Source organism: Ruegeria sp. CF4, from assembly GCF_056537345.1.
This window is the reverse complement of the sequence record NZ_JBQFRJ010000003.1, coordinates 1-19,279: the sequence shown is the minus strand read 5'-3', so window position 1 is coordinate 19,279 and position 19,279 is coordinate 1. Positions and strand designations below refer to the sequence as shown.

Annotated in this window: 17 protein-coding genes; 7 read left to right on the top strand and 10 right to left on the bottom strand. The window is 58.7% G+C overall.

Translation table 11 applies throughout. The features are described 5' to 3' along the window. Positions 1 to 34 precede the first annotated feature (34 nt). Entirely contained in the window at positions 35 to 2,038 is a 2,004-nt protein-coding gene (locus ACR0NF_RS09015; protein ID WP_480471934.1) for a hydantoinase/oxoprolinase family protein, read from the top strand. 24 nt (positions 2,039 to 2,062) lie between these two features. On the opposite strand, the gene msrA is transcribed toward ACR0NF_RS09015, so the two are convergent. Then, positions 2,063 to 2,575 carry a peptide-methionine (S)-S-oxide reductase MsrA gene (gene msrA / locus ACR0NF_RS09010; protein ID WP_480471241.1) on the bottom strand — a complete coding sequence of 171 codons (513 nt, stop codon included), beginning with the start codon at positions 2,573 to 2,575 and terminating at the stop codon, positions 2,063 to 2,065. After that, complete coding sequence (gene msrB / locus ACR0NF_RS09005; protein WP_480668080.1) at positions 2,575 to 3,021, bottom strand: peptide-methionine (R)-S-oxide reductase MsrB; 447 nt, start codon at positions 3,019 to 3,021, stop codon at positions 2,575 to 2,577. Before msrB ends, msrA begins: the two co-directional genes overlap by 1 nt. 143 nt (positions 3,022 to 3,164) lie before the next feature. Here msrB and ACR0NF_RS09000 point away from each other — a divergent pair, with 143 nt between their 5' ends. Continuing rightward, on the top strand, positions 3,165 to 3,686 hold the full coding sequence (locus ACR0NF_RS09000; protein WP_480471239.1) for a glutathione peroxidase: 522 nt from the start codon (positions 3,165 to 3,167) through the stop codon (positions 3,684 to 3,686). Here the strand turns inward: ACR0NF_RS09000 and ACR0NF_RS08995 are convergent. From ACR0NF_RS08995 to ACR0NF_RS08975, 5 genes are all read right to left on the bottom strand, one after another. Beyond that, positions 3,662 to 4,549, bottom strand: coding sequence for a DMT family transporter (locus tag ACR0NF_RS08995; protein WP_480471238.1), 888 nt, complete (start codon positions 4,547 to 4,549; stop codon positions 3,662 to 3,664). The genes ACR0NF_RS09000 and ACR0NF_RS08995 overlap by 25 nt on opposite strands. Before the next feature lie 111 nt (positions 4,550 to 4,660). Beyond that, positions 4,661 to 4,948 carry an HU family DNA-binding protein gene (locus ACR0NF_RS08990; protein ID WP_010442901.1) on the bottom strand — a complete coding sequence of 96 codons (288 nt, stop codon included), beginning with the start codon at positions 4,946 to 4,948 and terminating at the stop codon, positions 4,661 to 4,663. A 130-nt stretch (positions 4,949 to 5,078) separates the two neighbouring features. Continuing rightward, positions 5,079 to 6,542, bottom strand: coding sequence for an AMP nucleosidase (locus tag ACR0NF_RS08985; RefSeq protein WP_480778116.1), 1,464 nt, complete (start codon positions 6,540 to 6,542; stop codon positions 5,079 to 5,081). Further along, the gene (ade, locus tag ACR0NF_RS08980; RefSeq protein WP_480778115.1) at positions 6,539 to 8,341 is read right to left on the bottom strand and encodes an adenine deaminase; all 1,803 of its coding nucleotides are present in this window, start codon (positions 8,339 to 8,341) and stop codon (positions 6,539 to 6,541) included. Before ade ends, ACR0NF_RS08985 begins: the two co-directional genes overlap by 4 nt. A gap of 167 nt (positions 8,342 to 8,508) precedes the next feature. Continuing rightward, positions 8,509 to 9,384, bottom strand: a complete 876-nt coding sequence (locus ACR0NF_RS08975) for a LysR family transcriptional regulator (RefSeq protein WP_480778114.1) — start codon at positions 9,382 to 9,384, stop codon at positions 8,509 to 8,511. A 114-nt stretch (positions 9,385 to 9,498) separates the two neighbouring features. Here ACR0NF_RS08975 and ACR0NF_RS08970 point away from each other — a divergent pair, with 114 nt between their 5' ends. Continuing rightward, positions 9,499 to 10,254 (top strand): class II aldolase and adducin N-terminal domain-containing protein, encoded by a 756-nt coding sequence (locus ACR0NF_RS08970; protein ID WP_480471234.1) that lies wholly within the window; start codon positions 9,499 to 9,501, stop codon positions 10,252 to 10,254. 23 nt (positions 10,255 to 10,277) lie between these two features. Then, on the top strand, positions 10,278 to 11,264 hold the full coding sequence (locus ACR0NF_RS08965) for a sterol desaturase family protein (RefSeq protein ID WP_480668077.1): 987 nt from the start codon (positions 10,278 to 10,280) through the stop codon (positions 11,262 to 11,264). 26 nt (positions 11,265 to 11,290) lie between these two features. Here ACR0NF_RS08965 and ACR0NF_RS08960 read toward each other — a convergent pair whose 3' ends face one another. Next, positions 11,291 to 11,923: a class I SAM-dependent DNA methyltransferase gene (locus tag ACR0NF_RS08960; protein ID WP_480471232.1), complete on the bottom strand. Its 633-nt coding sequence runs from the start codon at positions 11,921 to 11,923 to the stop codon at positions 11,291 to 11,293. Between the two features lie 87 nt (positions 11,924 to 12,010). Here ACR0NF_RS08960 and ACR0NF_RS08955 point away from each other — a divergent pair, with 87 nt between their 5' ends. Both ACR0NF_RS08955 and ACR0NF_RS08950 read left to right on the top strand, forming a co-directional pair. Then, positions 12,011 to 12,877 carry an SDR family oxidoreductase gene (locus ACR0NF_RS08955; RefSeq protein WP_480471231.1) on the top strand — a complete coding sequence of 289 codons (867 nt, stop codon included), beginning with the start codon at positions 12,011 to 12,013 and terminating at the stop codon, positions 12,875 to 12,877. A 39-nt stretch (positions 12,878 to 12,916) separates the two neighbouring features. Beyond that, positions 12,917 to 13,900, top strand: coding sequence for a glycosyltransferase (locus ACR0NF_RS08950; protein WP_480471230.1), 984 nt, complete (start codon positions 12,917 to 12,919; stop codon positions 13,898 to 13,900). On the opposite strand, the gene ACR0NF_RS08945 is transcribed toward ACR0NF_RS08950, so the two are convergent. Both ACR0NF_RS08945 and ACR0NF_RS08940 read right to left on the bottom strand, forming a co-directional pair. After that, positions 13,897 to 14,679 (bottom strand): aldolase/citrate lyase family protein, encoded by a 783-nt coding sequence (locus tag ACR0NF_RS08945; protein ID WP_480471229.1) that lies wholly within the window; start codon positions 14,677 to 14,679, stop codon positions 13,897 to 13,899. The two genes, ACR0NF_RS08950 and ACR0NF_RS08945, sit on opposite strands and share 4 nt — an antisense overlap. A gap of 64 nt (positions 14,680 to 14,743) precedes the next feature. After that, positions 14,744 to 16,360, bottom strand: coding sequence for a GMC family oxidoreductase (locus tag ACR0NF_RS08940; protein WP_480471228.1), 1,617 nt, complete (start codon positions 16,358 to 16,360; stop codon positions 14,744 to 14,746). 340 nt (positions 16,361 to 16,700) lie between these two features. On the opposite strand from ACR0NF_RS08940, the gene katG reads away from it, so the two are divergent. After that, complete coding sequence (gene katG / locus ACR0NF_RS08935) at positions 16,701 to 18,902, top strand: catalase/peroxidase HPI (protein WP_480660586.1); 2,202 nt, start codon at positions 16,701 to 16,703, stop codon at positions 18,900 to 18,902. The last annotated feature ends 377 nt before the right edge of the window (positions 18,903 to 19,279 follow it).

Below are 19,279 nucleotides of genomic sequence, written 5' to 3'. Positions count from 1 at the left end.
TACACCCGATTCTGGCGAACAGATGGAGGACCCGATGGCGCTGGCTTTGGGGGTAGACACGGGCGGAACCTATACGGACGCAGTGCTGATCCGGGATGAGAGCGAGGTGATTGCCTCGGCCAAATCCCTGACCACGCGGGCGGATCTGGCCATTGGCGTTGGTCGGGCGGTTTCTGCGGTGCTTGAGACGGCTGGGGTTGCGCCCGATCAGATCGGCATGGCGTCGTTATCGACCACATTGGCCACAAATGCTCTGGTCGAGGGGCAGGGTGGACGCGTAGCACTGATCTATGTCGGGTTCCGGGAAAGCGATCTGGAAAAGCACGGGCTGCGCGATGCATTGAAAGGTGACCCAGCTTTGGTTCTGGCTGGTGGACACAATCATGCAGGTGGTCAGGCTGCGGAATTGGACATTCCGGCGTTAGAGGCTTTTTTAGATTCACATACGGGCATCTCTGGCTATGCGGTCGCGGCGCAGTTCGCCACCAGAAATCCGGCGCATGAACTGGAGGTCGCACGCGTAATTTCTGAGCGTACGGGTGTTCCCGTGACATGCTCTCACCATCTGTCGGCCAAGTTGAACGGACCGAAGCGGGCGGTGACGGCTGTGCTGAATGCGCGGTTGATCGGCATGATCGACCGGCTGATCGGACGGGCGCAGGATCAACTGCGTGCACAGGGCATTACTGCTCCGATGATGGTTGTGCGCGGGGATGGTGCGCTGATGAGCGCCGAGCAAGCGCGGGAGCGACCGATTGAGACGATTCTGAGCGGCCCCGCGGCCTCGATTGTAGGCGCGCGCTGGTTGACCGAGGCTGAGAATGCACTGGTGTCAGATATCGGAGGCACCACAACCGATGTGGCGCTGATCCGGGATGGGAAACCAGCCATCGACCCTGCTGGCGCGCAGGTGGGCGGTTTTCGGACCATGGTCGAGGCGGTGGCGATGCGCACCCATGGTCTTGGTGGTGACAGTCAGGTGCATGTGGTGACCGAGGGCCTGGGCGGTGGTGTCTTCCTTGGGCCGCGCCGGGTGCTGCCAGTGTCGCTGATCGCATCCGAGGCTCCGGATGTGGTGCATGCTGCACTGGATGAGCAGCTACGGACCACGACGGTAGGCGAGCACGACACTCGGTTTGCCCGCCGGGTGCCGGGCATTCCCGCCGAAGGAGTGGGGCCGCGCGAATCCGTATTGCTGGACCGCCTGGGGAATGATGTCGTGCCCCTCGGCAATCTGTTGCAGACACGTATGGAGCATGGGGCTCTGAACCGTTTGGTGGATCGCGGAATAGTGCAGGTTTCGGGCGTCACGCCATCGGATGCCAGCCATGTTCTGGGACGGCTTGAGGATTGGGATCGCTCGGCTGCGCTCAAGGCGTTGGAACTGGTTGCGCGCAAGCGTGTTGGGTCGGGAGATCGCCTGGAACTATCGGCTGAAGCATTGGCGCAGATCATTGTAGATCAACTGACAGAACAGACCGCTTTGACCTTGTTAGAGACTGCTTTTGCCGAAGAAAGCGATGGACTCGGATTGCCAGCTAAAGATCTGGCGCGGCATGTGCTGACGCAGCGCGGGTTGGCAAAGCATCGTGGGCTAGTGGCGCTGGATACGGCGTTGAATGTGGATGTGGTGGGTCTTGGGGCCTCGGCCCCCAGTTATTATCCAGCGGTCGGAGAGCGGCTGCATTGCAAGATGGTGCTACCCGAACATGCCGGTGTTGCAAATGCTATCGGTGCGGTTGTCGGGCGCTTGACTCTGCGGCGGACCGGGTCCGTTACATCTCCGGCTGAAGGCCGCTATCGGGTGCATCTGGAAGAAGGGCCGCAGGATTTCTCGGACTCGAATACTGCCCTGAAGTTGCTTGAAGACGTGTTGCGCGGTGAGGCTGAAGGCGCGGTGCGCGAAGCGGGCGCTGAAGATATCCGCGTGAGCGTCGAACGCGACATCCGTACCGCCAAGATCGAGGCGCAGGAGGTGTTCGTCGAAGCGCTGATTACCGTCGAAGCCAGTGGAAGACCTCGGGTGGCGGTCGGGTAGCCCCGCGCGGGGCTACCGGAGTCCTTACTCTGCTGCGCTGGATCGCTTTGGCAGTACCCAATCCGGGCGTGGGAAATGGCAGGTATAGCCGTTGGGGATACGCTCCAGGTAATCCTGATGCTCGGGCTCGGCCTCCCAGAAATCACCAACCGGTTCGACCTCGGTCACGACCTTGCCGGGCCAGATGCCGCTGGCATTCACATCGGCAATCGTGTCTTCGGCCACCTGTTTCTGTGCATCATCCACGTAATAAATGGCCGAGCGATAACTCATCCCGCGGTCATTGCCCTGACGGTTAGGCGTGGTGGGATCGTGAATCTGGAAGAAGAACTCCAGCAGATCGCGATAGGTAATCCGGGTCGGGTCGAACCAGATCTCAATTCCCTCGGCATGGGTGCCATGGTTGCGATAGGTGGCGTTGGGCACATCACCACCGGTATAGCCGACGCGGGTGCGGGACACGCCCGGCAGTTTGCGGATAAGGTCCTGCATGCCCCAAAAGCAGCCTCCGGCCAGAACGGCGCGTTGATCGGTCATCAGATTTCCTCCACATGGATTAGGAATTCGCCGTACCCTTCGGCCTCCATCTCGTCGCGATGGATGAACCGCAGCGAGGCGGAATTGATGCAATACCGTAGCCCACCATGTTCGCGAGGGCCATCGGGGAACACGTGGCCCAGATGGCTGTCCCCATGTTTCGAGCGTACTTCGGTCCGGATCATGCCCAAGGTGCGGTCTTCCAATTCTTCGACATGTTCATGGACGATGGGCTTGGTGAAGCTTGGCCAGCCACAACCGGATTCGTACTTATGGGTGGACGCAAACAAAGGCTCACCCGAGACGATATCCACATAGATACCCGGTTCCTTGTTGTTCAACAGTTTGCCGGTGCCCGGGCGCTCGGTCCCGCTGCGCTGGGTCACATGAAACTCTTCCGGTGACAGGGCGGCGATGGCCTGGGGGTCCTTGGTATAGCGGGACATGGCTCCTCTGGTATTTTGTTAGTGGTGTACTATTTGGGCACATCCGCGGGAAAATCAAAATCATATTTCAGTCTGCTCGCGGGTCTGTGCAGATGATCCAAACCGCCGCAGATCGCGTATCTTGTGCAAGAGGAGGTAAAAAGATGATTCGGATGGCTCTGTTGACGGCTCTGATTTTGCTGGCAAAGGTGGTGCAGGCCGCACCGCTGACTGCCGAGTTCTCCTCGATCGATGGAGGAAAGTTGTCATTGGAAGACTGGCGCGGGCAGCCTGTGCTTGTGGTCAACACCGCGTCCCTTTGCGGGTTTACCGGGCAGTACTCTGCCCTGCAGGACCTGCATGAGGCTTACGAGGATCGTGGATTGGTGGTTCTGGCGGTTCCGTCGAATTCCTTCAATCAGGAGTTGGAAACGACTGTAGAGGTCAAGGAGTTCTGTGAGTTCAACTATAATCTGACGCTGCCGATGACCGATATTACCGAGGTCAAAGGCCCCAATGCTCACCCGTTCTACAAAGAGGTCGCAGCTGAGGTGGGTTTTGTACCCAGCTGGAACTTCAATAAGATTCTCATCGGCCCGCAGGGCACTGTTGTCGCCACCTATGGATCGGGCACCAAGCCCAATGCGTCGAAACTGATCAATCAGATTGAAGCTTTGCTGCGCTGAGCGGGTTGCCGCGACAGCTGCACCGCAAGAATGCCCAATGTGGTGATGCCGACTCCAAGCAGATCCAGCGGGCCGAGATTCTCGCCCAAGAGCATTGCTGCGATGGCAACACCGAAGACGGGGTTCAGAAAGTGGAACGTTGCAGCCCGGATCGGGCCGATGCGATCCAGCAGCAGGAACCAGATCAGAGTGGCCAGAAGGCCAGGGAACAGGGTCGTATAGGTAAATGCCAGTACAAACGGCAGTGTAGGATGGATATAGATCGTCTCGAACACTGGGGCGGCGAGGAACAGTGCTGCTGAGCCCACAAGCATTTGCAGACCGACCACCATCATGAAGTTCCCGCCCGAGGTCGCCCCCCGCACTGCCAGTGTGGCGAAGGTCAGCGCCAGTGCTCCGATCCCGCAAAGGAACACACCGAACAGATCAACGCCGGCGCTGATCCGGCTGCTCATGATCAGCGCAACTCCGACAAAGCCTGCCAGTAACCCGAGGATACCTAATGGGCGCAACCGCTCACTCAGCAGCAACCACCCGGCCAGCGCGACCAGCAGGGGCATGGTTGATGCGATAATTGCCGCCACCGAGGCTTCGACGGTTTGCATCGCATAGAAATTCAGACCCAAATACAGGGCATTTTGGCAGATTCCGAACAAAATGGTTGCGCGCCATTGCGGTCGGGTCAGACGCCAGCTCTGCCCCATGGCCCGTGCAATCGCTACGCCAATCAACCCGGAAATCAGAAATCGCAGCGCGAGCGAAAACAGGGGCGATGCATCAGCCACAATGATCCGGGCCGAGGTAAAGGCCGAGGACCAGATCAGGGCAAACACAAGCCCCATGGCAATGGCGCGCAGATCCATTTCGGCCTCCTGATGAAATCCGGGCGACTTTCACTGGTTTTTGCATCAACCGCAAGGAAAAGGGGCCGCCCGATGGCGACCCCTTCGATCTTGCGATCTGTCAGCGGCGGATTAGCCGTTGACGCTGTCCTTCAGAGCCTTCGCGATGGTCATCTTGACCACTTTGTCGGCTTCTTTCTTGAACTGCTCGCCGGTGGCGGGGTTGCGCACCATGCGCTCGGGGCGCTCGCGGCAGTAGATTTTGCCAACGCCGGGCAGGGTGACGGCGCCACCGGCCGAAACTTCGCGGGTGATCAGGCCGGTCATGGCCTCCAGCGCGGCATTCGCGGATTTCTTGTCAGTTCCCATTTCCTCAGCGAGAGCAGCAACCAGCTGAGTCTTTGTCATAGGCTTTGCCATTTCTTGGTCTCCTTAACGTGCCCGATAATTTGGGCCTCACCGCGTAACTGTAACGGGATATTGTGGATGAACACAACGAATAGTAGCGCTGAAAACCCTAAAAATATGGGGAAATCGTTGCTTTTTTGCTTCAGAGAAAGGCCGTTTCGTCGAAGGAACGCAATTTCCGGCTGTGCAGACGCTCCAACGGCATTCCGCGCAGATGTTCCATTGCCCGAATTCCGATGGCCAGATGACGACTGACTTGGGTGGTATAGAACGCCGAGGCCATGCCGGGAAGCTTTAATTCGCCATGCAACGGCTTATCCGACACACACAGCAAGGTTCCGTAAGGTACGCGGAAGCGATAACCATTTGCGGCAATCGTTGCGCTTTCCATATCCAGTGCGATGGCCCTCGACTGGCTGAGCCTTTGTACCGGTCCTGACTGGTCCCGCAGTTCCCAGTTGCGGTTGTCGACCGAAGCGACGGTGCCGGTGCGCATGATCCGTTTCAGCTCATACCCTTCCAGTTTGGTCACCTCGGCGACGGCTTGTTCAAGTGCGACCTGAACCTCAGCCAGCGGCGGGATCGGCACCCAGACCGGCAGATCGTCGTCCAGCACTTTGTCCTCGCGCAGATAAGCATGGGCCAATACGAAATCACCCAAGGCCTGCGTGTTGCGCAATCCGGCGCAATGCCCAACCATCAGCCAGGCGTGGGGGCGCAAAACAGCGATGTGGTCGGTGGCAGTTTTCGCATTCGACGGCCCGACGCCGATATTGACCAGCGTAATGCCCGATCCATCGGCACGTTTCAGATGATAGGTGGGCATCTGCGGCAGTTTCAGCGGCTGCTCAATCGGGGCGTTTGCGTCGGTGATCTCGACATTCCCGGTTGAGACAAAGCTGGTGTAGCCGCTACTCGGATCGGCGAGTTGGGTACGGGCGTAGTTCTCGAATTCCGAGACGTAGAACTGGTAGTTGGTGAACAGAACATGGTTCTGGAAATGGCTGGGATCGGTGGCGGTGTAATGAGACAGCCGAGACAATGAATAATCGACGCGCTGGGCAGTAAAGAGAGCCAAAGGCCCGATATCGTCGTCGTGGTCATATACACCGTTGACGATATCATCATTGGTCGTCGTCAGATCTGGTACGTCAAACACATCGCGCAGGGTGAAACCTGCGGCACCCTGATGTGGAACATGCAGATCTGGATTGCTGGCAACGGCAAAATGAACCGGGATCGGTGTGTCAGAGGCTCCGATCGTGACCGGCTGATCGTGGTTTCTGATCAACAGCGCGATCTGCTGGGTCAGGTAGGACCGGAACAGATCCGGTCGGGTCACGGTTGTTGTATGTATGCCGGGTTCCGACACGTGACCAAAGCTCAGGCGGCTATCGACCTGAGCGTAGGACGAGGTTTTGATGCGAATTTCCGGGTAATAGGCTCTGAATCGATCGGTAGGCGTACCGTTTTTCATCGCTTCGGCAAAGCTATTGCAGAGGTAGGTCGTGGCCTGTTCATAGAGCATTTCCAAACGCGCTACCGCAGCAGCTGGATCGGTGAATTGCTCGGGCTTTGGGACGTCGGGTGTATTGAGAACGGTCATGCAAGAGGTTCCAGAAGATCAATCTTTTCGAATGTGCGCACATCCACCAGCCCAAGGTCCGAGATCCGCAACTCGGGGATTACGACCAGGGCCAGAAGCGAGTGCTGCATATATGCGTTGTTCAACTGACAGCCGCAGGCTTGCATCGCCTCGACCATCTTTTGCGCTTTGGCGGCCACTTCTGCTGCCGGGCTATCAGACATCAACCCCGCAATGGGCAGCTCCACCAGCGCCAACTCCTCACCATCGCGGAAGATCGTGATGCCTCCGCCAACTTCTGCCAGCCGATTGGCGGCCAGCGCCATTTGTTCGCGGTCGGTCCCCACGACAATCATATGGTGACTGTCATGCGCCACGGTCGATGCCATGGCCATCTGCCCCCGATACCCGAACCCCGAGACAAAGGCGTTGGTCACACTGCCCGTGGCGCGATGTCGTTCAACCAACGCGATCTGACAAACGTCGCCTTCCCCTTCGACCAGACCGCCGATAATCGGCAGTTCCGATTTCAACGCCTGTGTCGGCGCCTGATTTTCAACCACACCGATGACATTGGCCCTGACACGATTAGCGCCAGCAGGTGCTGTGATCTCAAAATCAGCGGCGCACAGCACATGGCCCAGATGCACTGTGTTGCGGGCATTTTCTGGCCAGTCGAGATGCGGGCAGTCAACGGTGACTTTGCCCTGTTCTGCAACGATCTGGCCTCGGGCGATCACCGTTTCGATGGGCAGCTCGGTTAAGTCTGAGGTCAGGATCACGTCTGCGCGCCGCCCTGGGGTGATTGAGCCAATCTCACGCTCCAGTCCGAAATGAGTCGCTGTGTTGAGGGTCGCCATCTGCAGCGCGACCACAGGATCGCATCCGCAGGCAATCGCGTGCCGCACAACGCGGTTCATATGGCCGTCATTGACCAGAGTGCCCGAATGGCAGTCATCCGTGCACAAGATGAAGTTGCGCGGATCCAGCCCCTTCTCGGTGACGGCGGTAATCTGACTTTCCACATCATACCAGGCCGAGCCCAATCGCATCATTGAGCGCATCCCCTGCCGTACCCGTGCAATGGCATCGGCTTCACAGGTGCCTTCGTGATCGTCGGCGGGGCCTCCGGCCACATAAGCGGCAAAATCAGACCCTAAATCGGGCGAAGCATAGTGTCCGCCCACGGTTTTACTCGCCCGTTGCGTCGCCGCGATCTCGGCCAGCATCTTTGGGTCGCCGTGGATCACACCGGGAAAGTTCATCATCTCGCCCAACCCGATGATACCGGGCCAGGACATCGCCTCGGCCACATCCTCGGCGGTGATCTCATAACCTGTCGTCTCAAGCCCCGGCGCTGAGGGCGCGCAGGATGGCATCTGGGTGAAAATGTTCACGGGCTGCATCAAAGCTTCATCATGCATCAGCCGTACACCCTCCAGCCCCAGCACATTGGCGATCTCATGGGGGTCGGTAAACATCGAGGTCGTGCCGTGCGGGATCACGGCGCGGGCAAATTCCGCTGGGGTTAGCATCCCCGATTCGATGTGCATATGCGCGTCACACAATCCGGGGATCATGTAACGGCCTTTCGCCTCAATGATCTGAGTGTCGGGCCCGGTGCAATGAGAGGCGTCAGGTCCGACATAAGCCACACGTCCAGCGGCAATCGCTATGTCATGATCCGGCAGCAGTTCACGCGTATGTACGTTCACCCAGATCCCGCCACAGATGACCATATCGGCGGGCTCGCGGCCTGAGGCCACAGCAATAAGGCGGGGGGCGGTGTCGGGCCAACTGGGGAAAGTCTTGTATTCCATGGCCCAACTTTCCCGAATGCGACAGAAGGTGCAACCCCTGCCAGCGGGGTATCATCAAATCATCATAATGCCTGAATGATGAGCGACCCTCAGCGCGTCAGCGCTGCCACGCCCAACCAGAGGATTAGCCCCGCAGGGGCCATGACGATGGGCGGGAGGGCACCGCCTCAATCCTGCAGATCCGCCTCGATCTCGGCGCGTACCCAGTTGGCGAACGCCATCGCTCCGGGATTCTCCTCGGCCTGAGGGGACAATAGCAGGTAATACGCTTCGGGCATCTCGGCGCGGTGAGCGAAAGGCGCGATCAACCGTCCTTGCTCGATCAGATGCCGGACGATGGTGTCATGTGCCAGACAAAGGCCGCCGCCTGCCATCGCGATCGACAGGCTGACCAGATAGGTCGTCGCATATGTGATCTGTGGATTCTTCCAGATTAGACTCTGTTCTTCGGCCCAATTCGCCCAGTTTGACAGCAAATTTGAGCAATCGAACAAGGGTTGCTGTTGAAGATCCTCCAACGTAACGGCGAAATCGGGCGCGCAGACCGGATAGTAGTGATCGGTGCGCAGCAGCTCGGTCCGAACCGTGTCGGCGGGGCGCAGGGAATATCGAATCTCGACTGCCGCGCCTTCTGCCATTTCGCGCGGCTCCCACAGCTCAGTGAATATGTTCAGATGCACCTCCGGATGCTGTTCCCAAAACCTTGGCAGTCGCGGCGACAGCCAATTGACCGCAAAGCTGATGTTGCTTTGCACCTGCACTGCATTTTGCTGTGCGCCCGTCACCGCTTGTGTGCCGCGCACGAGCGTACGGAAGGCCTCGCGCACAACGGGCAGATAGGTGATGCCCGCCTCGGTCAGCTCCAGCGCGCGAGGACGACGCAGGAACAAAGGCTGCCCCAGATAGCCCTCCAGCGACTTGATCTGTTGGCTGACCGCGCTTTGCGTCATGTTCAGATCGCGCGCTGCGCCGGTAAAGGACAGATGTCTGGCTGCCGCCTCGAATGTGCGCAGCCATCCCAGCGGAGGAAGTTGTTTCTGCATCTGTATAACCTCGCCATTAGTTTAGCTAATGAGATAGGTGTGTTTTTTTCGTTGGTCAAACTTTTGCGGTGCAGGCACCATTTTTTGAAACCTCTTCCGCCCAAGGAGCACGATATGAGCGTGACCAACCTGCGCCCCAACATGGATTACTGGCCTGAACGCGTCGACATGGCCGCCGCCTTTCGCTGGACCGAGCGGTTGAATATGCACGAAGGCGTGGCCAATCACTTCAGTCTGGCCGTGAATCCAGACGGCACGCAGTTCCTGATGAATGCCAACCAGATGCACTTTTCAAGGATCAAGGCGTCCAATCTGTTGCTGTTGGATGCCAATGACAACGAAGTTATGGACCAACCCGGCGCACCAGATCCGACCGCCTGGGGGCTGCACGGGTCGATTCATCGTCATTGCCCTCACGCGCGTTGCGTAATGCATGTGCATTCTATCTTCGCCACTGTTCTGGCGTCATTGGCGGACAGCACTTTGCCGCCGATCGATCAGAACACGGCCACTTTCTATAACCGCTATGTCATCGATGAGGAGTTCGGGGGGCTGGCGTTTGAAAGTGAGGGCGAGCGCTGCGCATCGATGCTGTCGGACCCTAAGAAGAAGGTCATGATCATGGGGAACCATGGCGTTTTGGTGATCGGTGACAGCCCGGCAGATGCCTTTAATAGACTCTATTATTTTGAACGTGCCGCCGAAACCTATATCCGCGCGTTGCAGACGGGCCAGCCTCTGCGCGTCCTGTCGGGCGAGACCGCCGAGAAGACCGCGCAGGAGCTGGATGATTATCCCGATCAGGCCGAGGCGCATCTGCGCGAGATTAAGGCCATTCTGGATGCCGAAGACTCGGATTACGCAACCTGAAGACTCTGCAAGGAGCATCTGCCATGACCGACGTTCATGACCCGGAAGCAGCGCGTTGGAATTATCGCCCTGAAGGGCCGGTTGGGCTGAATCCACTGTTCAGCTGGCCTCCGCGCCCCATGGCCGTTTTGCGGTGGTATCGCGGGGCCTGGCTGCCATTGACTTCGCTAACCCTGTGCATGGTGCTGGCCAGCATTGCATATGTCGCGTTTTTCCCCGCGTTAGAGACAATGCAGAACTTTGCACCCGGCTGGATGTTCCGCATCTGGCTGCTGAACATGGTACCGCAAATCCTCGTGGCAGGTGGGCTGCATTGGTGGCTTTACATGCGCAAGGGACAGGGCATGTACAAGAAGTTCGACCGTCGGGATCTGACCCGCGACAACGGAACTTTCACCTTCCGCAATCAGGTGTGGGATAACATCTGGTGGACACTCGGCAGCGCCATGACGGTGGCGACCGTCTATCAATGGGTCATCTACTGGGCGATGGCCAACGCCTATGTACCGGTTGTTACATGGGCCGCTGCACCCGTCTGGTTCGTGATCTGGATGCTGTTTATTCCCATGTGGTCCGGTCTGCATTTCTATTGGGTGCATCGGCTTGAACATCACCCGAAGCTCTATAAGCATGTCCATGCCGTGCATCACCGCAACGTCAATATCGGACCGTGGTCAGGCATTTCGAACCACTGGTTCGAGAACATGCTCTACTTCACCACCTATTTCATCCACCTGATTGTGCCGTCTCACCCGCTGCATCTGCTGTTCCACGCCTATTTTCAGCAGATCAGCCCGGTGCTGTCCCATTCGGGGTTCGAGAAACTCAAAGCGGGTGAAACAGAGGCGGCCCGCGCGGGGGATTTCTTCCACCAGCTGCACCACCGCTATTTCGAGTGCAACTATGGTACTTCCGAAATTCCGTTCGATAAGTGGTTTGGCACCTATCATGATGGGTCGGCCGAGGCGACGGTGCGGACACGGGCCTACAAGAAACAGATGTATACCTGAGGGAGAATGACCCAATTATGGTCTGATCAGCAGGTCTCGAACAGGGCGATCAGCGCGCGGTCGTCTTTGTTCGGGCCTGCTGCCAGCTCACCGTAGATCCGGACTTCGGGCAGTGAAAGATTGCTGATCTGACTGTCCTCCAGATCCCGGAGGGCCTCTGCAAATCCCATCGTTTCAAAGTGCTTTGCGTTGATAGACAGGGCGAACTGAGCGCCCGGGCGGGCGACGCGCAGTAGGGCGGGCAGCACCTCGGGGCCGAGATGACCGTGAGTGAAGGTCCCAGAAGAGACGACGCCGGCATAACTCTCACGCGGGACCGGCAGACCATCGTTCAGATCAGCTTCGATCGCGTCGCGATAGATATCCTTGCGCATGGCCTGGTCCAGCATCTCGGCGCTGATATCGGTGGCATCGATTGGGCCAACGCCAAATCCGGCCAGAATACCGCCACACAGCCCCGTACCGGCACCGACGTCCAGAACCGGACCCTGCCCACCGGCGCTGACAAAGGCGCGGGCTGTGTGGATATGTAGCTGATAATCTTCCCGCGCAGCAAAGCCGTCATCATAATCCCCGGCCCATTCGGCGTAGAGGCGTTTGTTGTCTTCGGGTGATTTCAACGCGTAGGCCGCGTGCAGGTCTGGGGTTTTGTCGCTCATACATCAATGAATGCGCATCCGAGGATTCGAATCAAGTGCGGCCATCCGGCGCTTGCATCCCTGCGTTTGGCGGATCATCAAAGGGGTATGACACAGTGTTTGCTCTCTTTTGGTCACGGCTATTCGGCCCGCGCCACGTCCAAACAGATGGACCCGAACTCATGGCGCGTCATCGGGACCACGCGAGATGCCAGCCAGCTTGAGGTCATCCGGGCCACGGGCGCCGAACCGCATGTTTGGCCGGGAGAGGTGCCAGATCTGGATGGTGTGACGCATCTGCTGATCTCGACCGCGCCAACCGCCGAGGGCGACCCGGTGCTGGCGCAACTGCGGGACGAGATCGTTGCCCGCGCTGGGCAATTCACATGGGTTGGGTATCTGTCGACCACTGCGGTTTATGGCGATCATCAGGGCGAGTGGGTGGACGAGACAACGCCCACGGCCCCCACCGCTGAACGGGGCCGCTGGCGTGTTCAGGCCGAGAATCAGTGGGCTGAGATTCCGAACCTGTCGCTGCACATTTTTCGGCTGGCGGGCATCTACGGGCCGGGTCGGGGGCCGTTCTCGAAGCTCAAGCGCGGCGGCTTGCGGCGGATCATCAAACCGGGGCAGGTGTTTTCTCGCATCCATGTGGATGACATTGCGCAGGTTCTGATCGCCTCGATGGCGCAGCCTAATCCGGGGGCGATCTACAATGTCTGTGATGATGAGCCCGTCCCACCGCAGGATGTGATTGGCTATGCTGCCGAGTTGCAGGGCCTGCCGATGCCGCCCGCTGTGTCCTTCGATGAGGCTGATCTGACCCCGATGGCGCGGAGTTTTTACAATGAAAACAAACGGGTTCGGAATGATCGGATCAAATCCGAGCTTGGTATCTCACTGCTTTATCCCAATTACCGGGTCGGGCTGGAGTCGTTGATGCAGCATCAGGATGCGGCTGCGGCTGAGCGCTGAACCTTGTCAACAAAGTGTCGCGGGTTGTAAGGGGGTTCGATGGATGACCGCTCTGCCCCTTTGAAGATCACCGTGTCGACGCTGACCCGTCAGCGTCCCGAGATGTTGGCTGCACTGATCCAAAGCTGGGGCGAAATGACTCTGCCACCCGATTGCTCAGTCCGGTGTCTGGTGGTCGAGAATGACGCCTCGTCCTTCAGTGAAGCCACGGTTCGTGCGGCAGGAGCGACACTGCCCAATGGCGCTGCGCTTGAATATGTGTTGGAAACCGAGCCTGGCATCCCCTTTGGCCGCAATCGCGCTGCGCGTGAGGCGCTGGCGCAGGGGTCTGACCTGCTCTGCTTTGTGGATGACGATGAGGTCGTTGCGCCCGACTGGCTGGAGCGTCTGGTCGCCGGGTACCGGATCAGTTCGGCGGTTCTGCTGGGGGCTCCGCTGCGGGCTGCGGGACCGTCAGGTGCGGAGACTGCGCTGCAACGGCTGATGTTGCGCAACATCAGCAATCGGTATCTCGACAAGGAACGCGCCGCTGCCAGGAAGGCCACGTTGAACGATACCGGTGGAGTGACGATCGTCACCAATAACTGGTTGGGTGAGACGCGGTTGTTCAGTGAAACCGGCCTGTGGTTCGACGAGGCGATGCGCATGACCGGCGGCACGGACGCCAAGTTTTATGCAGAGACGGTTGCCGCAGGTTTGCCTGTAGGTTGGGTGCCGGATGCCTTTGTCTATGAGACTATTCCCCCAGCTCGGCTGTCTTTCTGGTATCAGGCCGCGCGCGGGCGGGATCAGGCCAACACTCATATGCGCCGCAAGCTGGATCAGAAACCTTCGCGCGCCATGGTCGGATTCCTTAGCGCGCCGTTCCGCCTTGTCGCGCTGTTGGTGCTGATGCTGCTCTTCCCGTTTCAGCCGGATCGGCGACTGATCCAGATCGCCCGGACCGCCGGTTGGCTGGTGGGCGTTCTGGGGATTCCGTTTGGCTATAAATCAGCGCTCTATAAGAAAGTGAGCGGTCACTAGCCCGGCAGAAGACGCGCGCGTGCGTCGTTGGCTTCGGCCCGCATCGCTTTTGCAAACAGAACCACATCAATTGCGGTGGCCATAAAGGTCACGCCAATATCTGCGCAGCGTTTCTGCATCGTCGGATCAAGCGTCAGGATGCCTGCGGCTTTGCTAGCCTTCACGATCCGGCTGAGCGCATCCATGATGGCTGCGTCTACATCGGGGTGATCCGCGTTGCCGATATGGCCCAGATCGGCCGCCAGATCCGCGGGGCCGATAAAGACGCCGTCAACGCCCTCGACCGCAAGGATGTCGTCCAGCGCGGCAAGTCCAGCACGGTTTTCAACCTGAACCAATAGGCAAACCTGCTCATCCGCTGTTTGCAGATAATCGGGAATGGCCGAGAATTTCGAGGCGCGTGCAAGGGCCGAGCCCACGCCACGCGTCCCGTTGGGAGGGTAGGTCACAGCGCGGACCAGTTCGCGCGCCTGTTCAGCGCTTTCGACCATCGGGATCAGCAGTGTCTGTGCGCCCGCATCCAACACCTGCTTGATCATCCAGGTTTCGCCCACCGGCAACCGAACCGCCGCATGCGCACCCGAGGCCTGAACGATCTGTAGCTGCCCGAGGATCGAACGCAGGTCATTCGGCGCGTGCTCTCCGTCAATCAGCAACCAGTCGAAACTGGCGGTTGCAGCGATCTCGGCAGCATATGTATCGGCCAGGCCCAGCCAGCACCCCAGCTGCAGCTGGCCATCCTTGAGGGCGTGTTTGAAAGTATTTGTCGGCGCCGGCATATCTCTCTCCGCTTATTACGTAGCGGTGTAGAGCTTTATGCGGGGCGCCTCAACGCATGTTTGGTCATGCGACCGAGAGAATCATGTCCGCAGCCTTTTCCGCGATCATGATGGTCGGCGCGTTTGTATTGCCTGAAACCAGGGTCGGCATGATCGATGCATCAACCACCCGCAGACCTTCTATCCCACGCACGCGCAGGTCTGGGGTCACAACCGCCAGTTCGTCCAGACCCATTTTGCAGGTGCCGACAGGGTGATAGATCGTATCAGCGCGCGCGCGGATATGGCGCTCCCAATCCGCGTCGCTTTGTGCGGTATCGGTGCCGAACATCTCTTTGTGACGGTAAGGCTCCAGCGCCGGGGCTTGCATGATTTCGCGTGTCAGACGTGCCCCCTTGATCATTGTGTCCAGGTCGCGCGGGTCGGACAGGAAATTTGGATCGATGGCGGGCGGTGCTTCCGGGTCTGAACTGTTCAGCGAGACGGTGCCCCGGCTTTCAGGTCTCAGCTTGCAGACATGGCAACTGTAACCATATCCCATATGCAATTTGCGCGCGTGGTCGTCGACCATGGCGATGGTGAAATGCAGCTGAATATCAGGTCGGTCAAGATCCGGAGTTGTTTTCAGAAATGCGGCTCCCTCTGCGAAGGGTGTGGCCGCCATCGACGTTCCATCTTTTCGCCAACGCCAGAGATGGCCAAGCAGTTTCAATGCCCCGACCGGACCGATGCCGAATGTGTCGGTGTCTCTGGTTTTGTAGGAGATCGTGAAGTCCAGATGATCCTGTAAGTTCTGCCCCACGCCCGGCAAATCATGTGCAACTGCGATTCCATGGCGCGAGAAGGTCTCAGCGTCGCCGATTCCCGACAGCATCAAAACCTGAGGCGATTTGAGAGCACCGGCGCAGACAAGAACCTCTCGCGTGGCGGTCACCTGCAGATTGCGCGCCTTACCCCGCCTCCGATACAGCACACCGGTTGCGCGTTTTCCCTCCAGCAGCAGCCGCTGTACGTGCGCGCCTGTGATGACGGTCAGATTGGGCCGCCTCATCACCGGGAACAGATAGGCGGCGGCGGCCGAGCACCGCTCGCCATTGCGGTCGGGGTCGTGAAACTGAGTGACCTGATAGAGGCCCGCGCCTTCATTGTCGCCCCTATTGAAATCCTCGGTCCGGCGATGCTGCATTTGGGTGGCGGCATCCACGAAGGCGCGCGTGATTGGGCGTTCCTCTTTCTGGTCTGAGACCTGAAGCGGCCCTGTCGCACCACGCAGATCGTCCGCCCCGCGCTCATTGTTTTCCGAGCGTTTGAAATAAGGCAGCACGCTGTCCCAGTCCCAGCCCTCGCAACCCAGATCGGCCCAGCCGTCATAATCCTGACGTTGGCCCCGGACATAAAGCATCGCATTGATCGCGCTTGAGCCTCCAAGGGCGCGTCCGCGCGGCTGGTATCCTTTGCGCCCGTTCAGTCCGGGTTGTGGAGTGGTTTCAAACGCCCAGTTGTTGATCCGGGGCCGACCCGGCAGCATGCCCACCACTGCTGCGGGCATGCGCACCATCAAGCTGTCACCGCGCCCGCCCGCCTCAAGCAGGCAAACGCGGGTTCGTGGATTCGCGCTCAGGCGGTTGGCCAGAACAGTGCCCGCCGAACCGCCGCCGACAATCACATAGTCGAATTGCATCTTGCTTTGACCTCCCTGCCGATGACGGTCACTGTGAAGGGCAATCACAGGAACGCAATTGTGACGCTGCGGCGAATAGAGGTCGTTCAAGAGCAATAGTTTTAAATTATTAATATCATCGAAAAACAAAACTTATATGCATCACCCAGAGTTGCTAAATCTACGCCAAGCAGAAAGAACGAGTCGTTAATGCTATTCTCCAAGATGAGGTCAGGGCCGACCCTTGCGAACAAGCGACGTGCCCGGACCAGTAAAGGATGCAAAGACACTCACGACCCCTGTTTCTCGTATTCAGAGTTAACCGCGCGACACACACATCTAGCCAGGACTGGAGACCGATATGGACGGAAGTGATACCCCTAACATGGGCAAATGCCCGGTGATGCATGGCGCCGAGGCCCGGACCAACCGGGATTGGTGGCCGAACCAGCTGAACCTGTCGATCCTGCACCAGCACGGGGTCGCCTCGAACCCGATGGGTGAGGCGTTCGACTACGCGGAAGAGTTCAAGAAGCTCGACCTGAAAGCGTTGAAAGAGGATCTCTATGCTTTGATGACCGACTCGCAGGATTGGTGGCCTGCGGATTATGGTCACTATGGCGGCTTGTTCATCCGCATGGCGTGGCACAGCGCGGGCACCTACCGGACGGCGGATGGCCGTGGCGGTGCTTCGACCGGCAATCAGCGTTTCGCACCGCTCAACAGCTGGCCCGACAACGGCAACCTGGACAAGGCGCGTCGCCTGCTGTGGCCGATTAAACAGAAATACGGCAACCAGATCTCTTGGGCCGACCTCTATATTCTGGCGGGCAACTGCGCCATTGAGTCCATGGGTGGCAAGACCTTTGGCTTCTCTGGTGGGCGCGAGGATATCTGGGCACCCGAAGAAGACATCTATTGGGGTGCCGAGACCGATTGGCTGGCCCCCACCGAGAATCCGCACAGCCGTTATTCGGGCGAGCGAGATCTGGAGAACCCGCTGGCCGCTGTGCAGATGGGTCTGATCTATGTGAACCCTGAAGGCCCGGATGGTGAGCCGAACGTATTGGCATCAGGCCGTGACATCCGCGACACCTTTGGCCGGATGGCGATGAACGACGAGGAAACTGTGGCTCTGGTCGCCGGTGGCCACACCTTTGGTAAGGCGCACGGCGCAGGCGATCCCGGCCTTGTTGGCCCCGAGCCCGAAGCCGCCCCGATCGAGGCTATGGGTTTTGGCTGGATCAACGATTTCGGCAGCGGCAAGGGCGATGACACCACGACCTCGGGTATCGAAGGCGCTTGGACCGCAAATCCGATCAAATGGGACAATGGCTATTTCGACCTACTTTTCGGCTATGACTGGAACCTGACCAAAAGCCCCTCGGGTGCCTATATCTGGGAACCGGTCGGCGTTAAGGAAGAAGACATGGCCCCGGCGGCGCATGATCCGTCCAAGAAGGTCAAGACCATGATGACCACCGCCGACATGGCGATGCGCATGGACCCGATCTATGGCCCGATCTCGAAGCGCTTCCACGAAAACCCCGAAGAGTTCGCCGATGCCTTTGCCCGCGCCTGGTTCAAACTGACCCATCGCGACATGGGCCCCCGCTCGCGCTATCTGGGCGTCGAAGCACCCACTGAAGAGCTGTTGTGGCAGGATAATGTTCCGGCCGTTGATCATGATCTGATCGACGACGCGGATGTGGCAGATCTGAAAGCAAAGATTCTCGCTACCGGTCTGTCGGTATCGGATCTGGTTTCGACCGCATGGGCCTCGGCTTCGACCTTCCGTGGATCGGACATGCGTGGCGGCGCCAATGGTGCGCGCGTTCGTCTGGCCCCGCAGAAGGATTGGGAGGTCAACGAACCGCTGAAACTGGCCAAGGCGCTGGATGCGTTGGAAGGCGTTCAGACCGCGTTTAATGACGCACAATCGGGTGGCAAGAAGGTCTCATTGGCGGATGTCATCGTCCTGGGTGGCGCCGCAGCCATCGAAAAGGCCGCCAAGGCCGCAGGCCATGACGTAGATGTGCCCTTCGCCCCGGGTCGCACCGATGCCTCGCAAGAGCAGACGGATGTCGAGTCCTTCACAGTGATGGAACCCATCGCGGACGGTTTCCGTAACTACCTGCGCAAAGAATACTCGATTCCGGCCGAGGCCCTGTTGTTAGACAAGGCGCAACTTCTGACACTGTCGGCCCCTGAAATGACGGCGCTGGTTGGCGGGATGCGTGTACTGGGTGCAAACTTCGGCGGCACGTCTCATGGGGTGTTCACCGACCGGGTTGGCACGCTCAGCACCGACTTCTTTGTGAACCTTTTGGATATGAGCACCGAATGGAAGCCATCCGGTGACGGCGTCTATGAAGGCCGCGACCGCGCAAGCGGTAACGTGAAATGGACTGGCACCCGCACGGATCTGGTCTTTGGGTCGAATTCGCAATTGCGGGCACTGGCCGAGGTCTATGGTCAGGAAGATGCAGGCGGCAAATTTGTCTGCGATTTCGTTTCGGCTTGGAACAAGGTGATGAATGCGGATCGTTTTGATCTGAAGTAACCCTGTGACCATCGCAGTAAATTGCGCCGCCCGAAGAGACTCGGGCGGCGTTTTCATTCGCCTGATTTAGGGCTGTATACCGAGCATTGGGTATGATTCCGCTGAAAGGTCGTCCATTTCGTTGCTGTGAACGTCCTTTCAGCAAGTTTTCGGGGCGAATTATGAAGCTAACGTATTGTTTTTATTAAGGTGGAGAAGAAACCGAACGGAAATGCGAAGTTTTTTCAAAATGGGGGTTGCAGGTCCCAGACCTAATCCGTAAATACCCCTTCACCGGCGCTGCTGAGGTGGTTGTTGGGACGCTGGGAACGGCGGAGACGGGCCGGAGAGACGGTTGGACGCTCGGGAGAGACTGGGGGCATCTGAGGTTTGGATTT

Excerpts from the sequence above, each read along its gene's own strand:
- ade (WP_480778115.1), bottom strand. The coding sequence starts at position 8,341 with ATGGAATACAAGACTTTCCCCAGTTGGCCCGACACCGCCCCCCGCCTT.
- katG (WP_480660586.1), top strand. The coding sequence starts at position 16,701 with ATGGACGGAAGTGATACCCCTAACATGGGCAAATGCCCGGTGATGCAT.
- ACR0NF_RS08990 (WP_010442901.1), bottom strand. The coding sequence starts at position 4,948 with ATGGCAAAGCCTATGACAAAGACTCAGCTGGTTGCTGCTCTCGCTGAG.
- ACR0NF_RS08955 (WP_480471231.1), top strand. The coding sequence starts at position 12,011 with ATGACACAGTGTTTGCTCTCTTTTGGTCACGGCTATTCGGCCCGCGCC.
- ACR0NF_RS09015 (WP_480471934.1), top strand. The coding sequence starts at position 35 with ATGGCGCTGGCTTTGGGGGTAGACACGGGCGGAACCTATACGGACGCA.
- ACR0NF_RS08985 (WP_480778116.1), bottom strand. The coding sequence starts at position 6,542 with ATGACCGTTCTCAATACACCCGACGTCCCAAAGCCCGAGCAATTCACC.
- ACR0NF_RS08970 (WP_480471234.1), top strand. The coding sequence starts at position 9,499 with ATGAGCGTGACCAACCTGCGCCCCAACATGGATTACTGGCCTGAACGC.
- ACR0NF_RS08960 (WP_480471232.1), bottom strand. The coding sequence starts at position 11,923 with ATGAGCGACAAAACCCCAGACCTGCACGCGGCCTACGCGTTGAAATCA.
- msrA (WP_480471241.1), bottom strand. The coding sequence starts at position 2,575 with ATGACCGATCAACGCGCCGTTCTGGCCGGAGGCTGCTTTTGGGGCATG.
- ACR0NF_RS08940 (WP_480471228.1), bottom strand. The coding sequence starts at position 16,360 with ATGCAATTCGACTATGTGATTGTCGGCGGCGGTTCGGCGGGCACTGTT.
- ACR0NF_RS08950 (WP_480471230.1), top strand. The coding sequence starts at position 12,917 with ATGGATGACCGCTCTGCCCCTTTGAAGATCACCGTGTCGACGCTGACC.
- msrB (WP_480668080.1), bottom strand. The coding sequence starts at position 3,021 with ATGTCCCGCTATACCAAGGACCCCCAGGCCATCGCCGCCCTGTCACCG.
- ACR0NF_RS08945 (WP_480471229.1), bottom strand. The coding sequence starts at position 14,679 with ATGCCGGCGCCGACAAATACTTTCAAACACGCCCTCAAGGATGGCCAG.
- ACR0NF_RS08965 (WP_480668077.1), top strand. The coding sequence starts at position 10,278 with ATGACCGACGTTCATGACCCGGAAGCAGCGCGTTGGAATTATCGCCCT.
- ACR0NF_RS09000 (WP_480471239.1), top strand. The coding sequence starts at position 3,165 with ATGATTCGGATGGCTCTGTTGACGGCTCTGATTTTGCTGGCAAAGGTG.
- ACR0NF_RS08995 (WP_480471238.1), bottom strand. The coding sequence starts at position 4,549 with ATGGATCTGCGCGCCATTGCCATGGGGCTTGTGTTTGCCCTGATCTGG.
- ACR0NF_RS08975 (WP_480778114.1), bottom strand. The coding sequence starts at position 9,384 with ATGCAGAAACAACTTCCTCCGCTGGGATGGCTGCGCACATTCGAGGCG.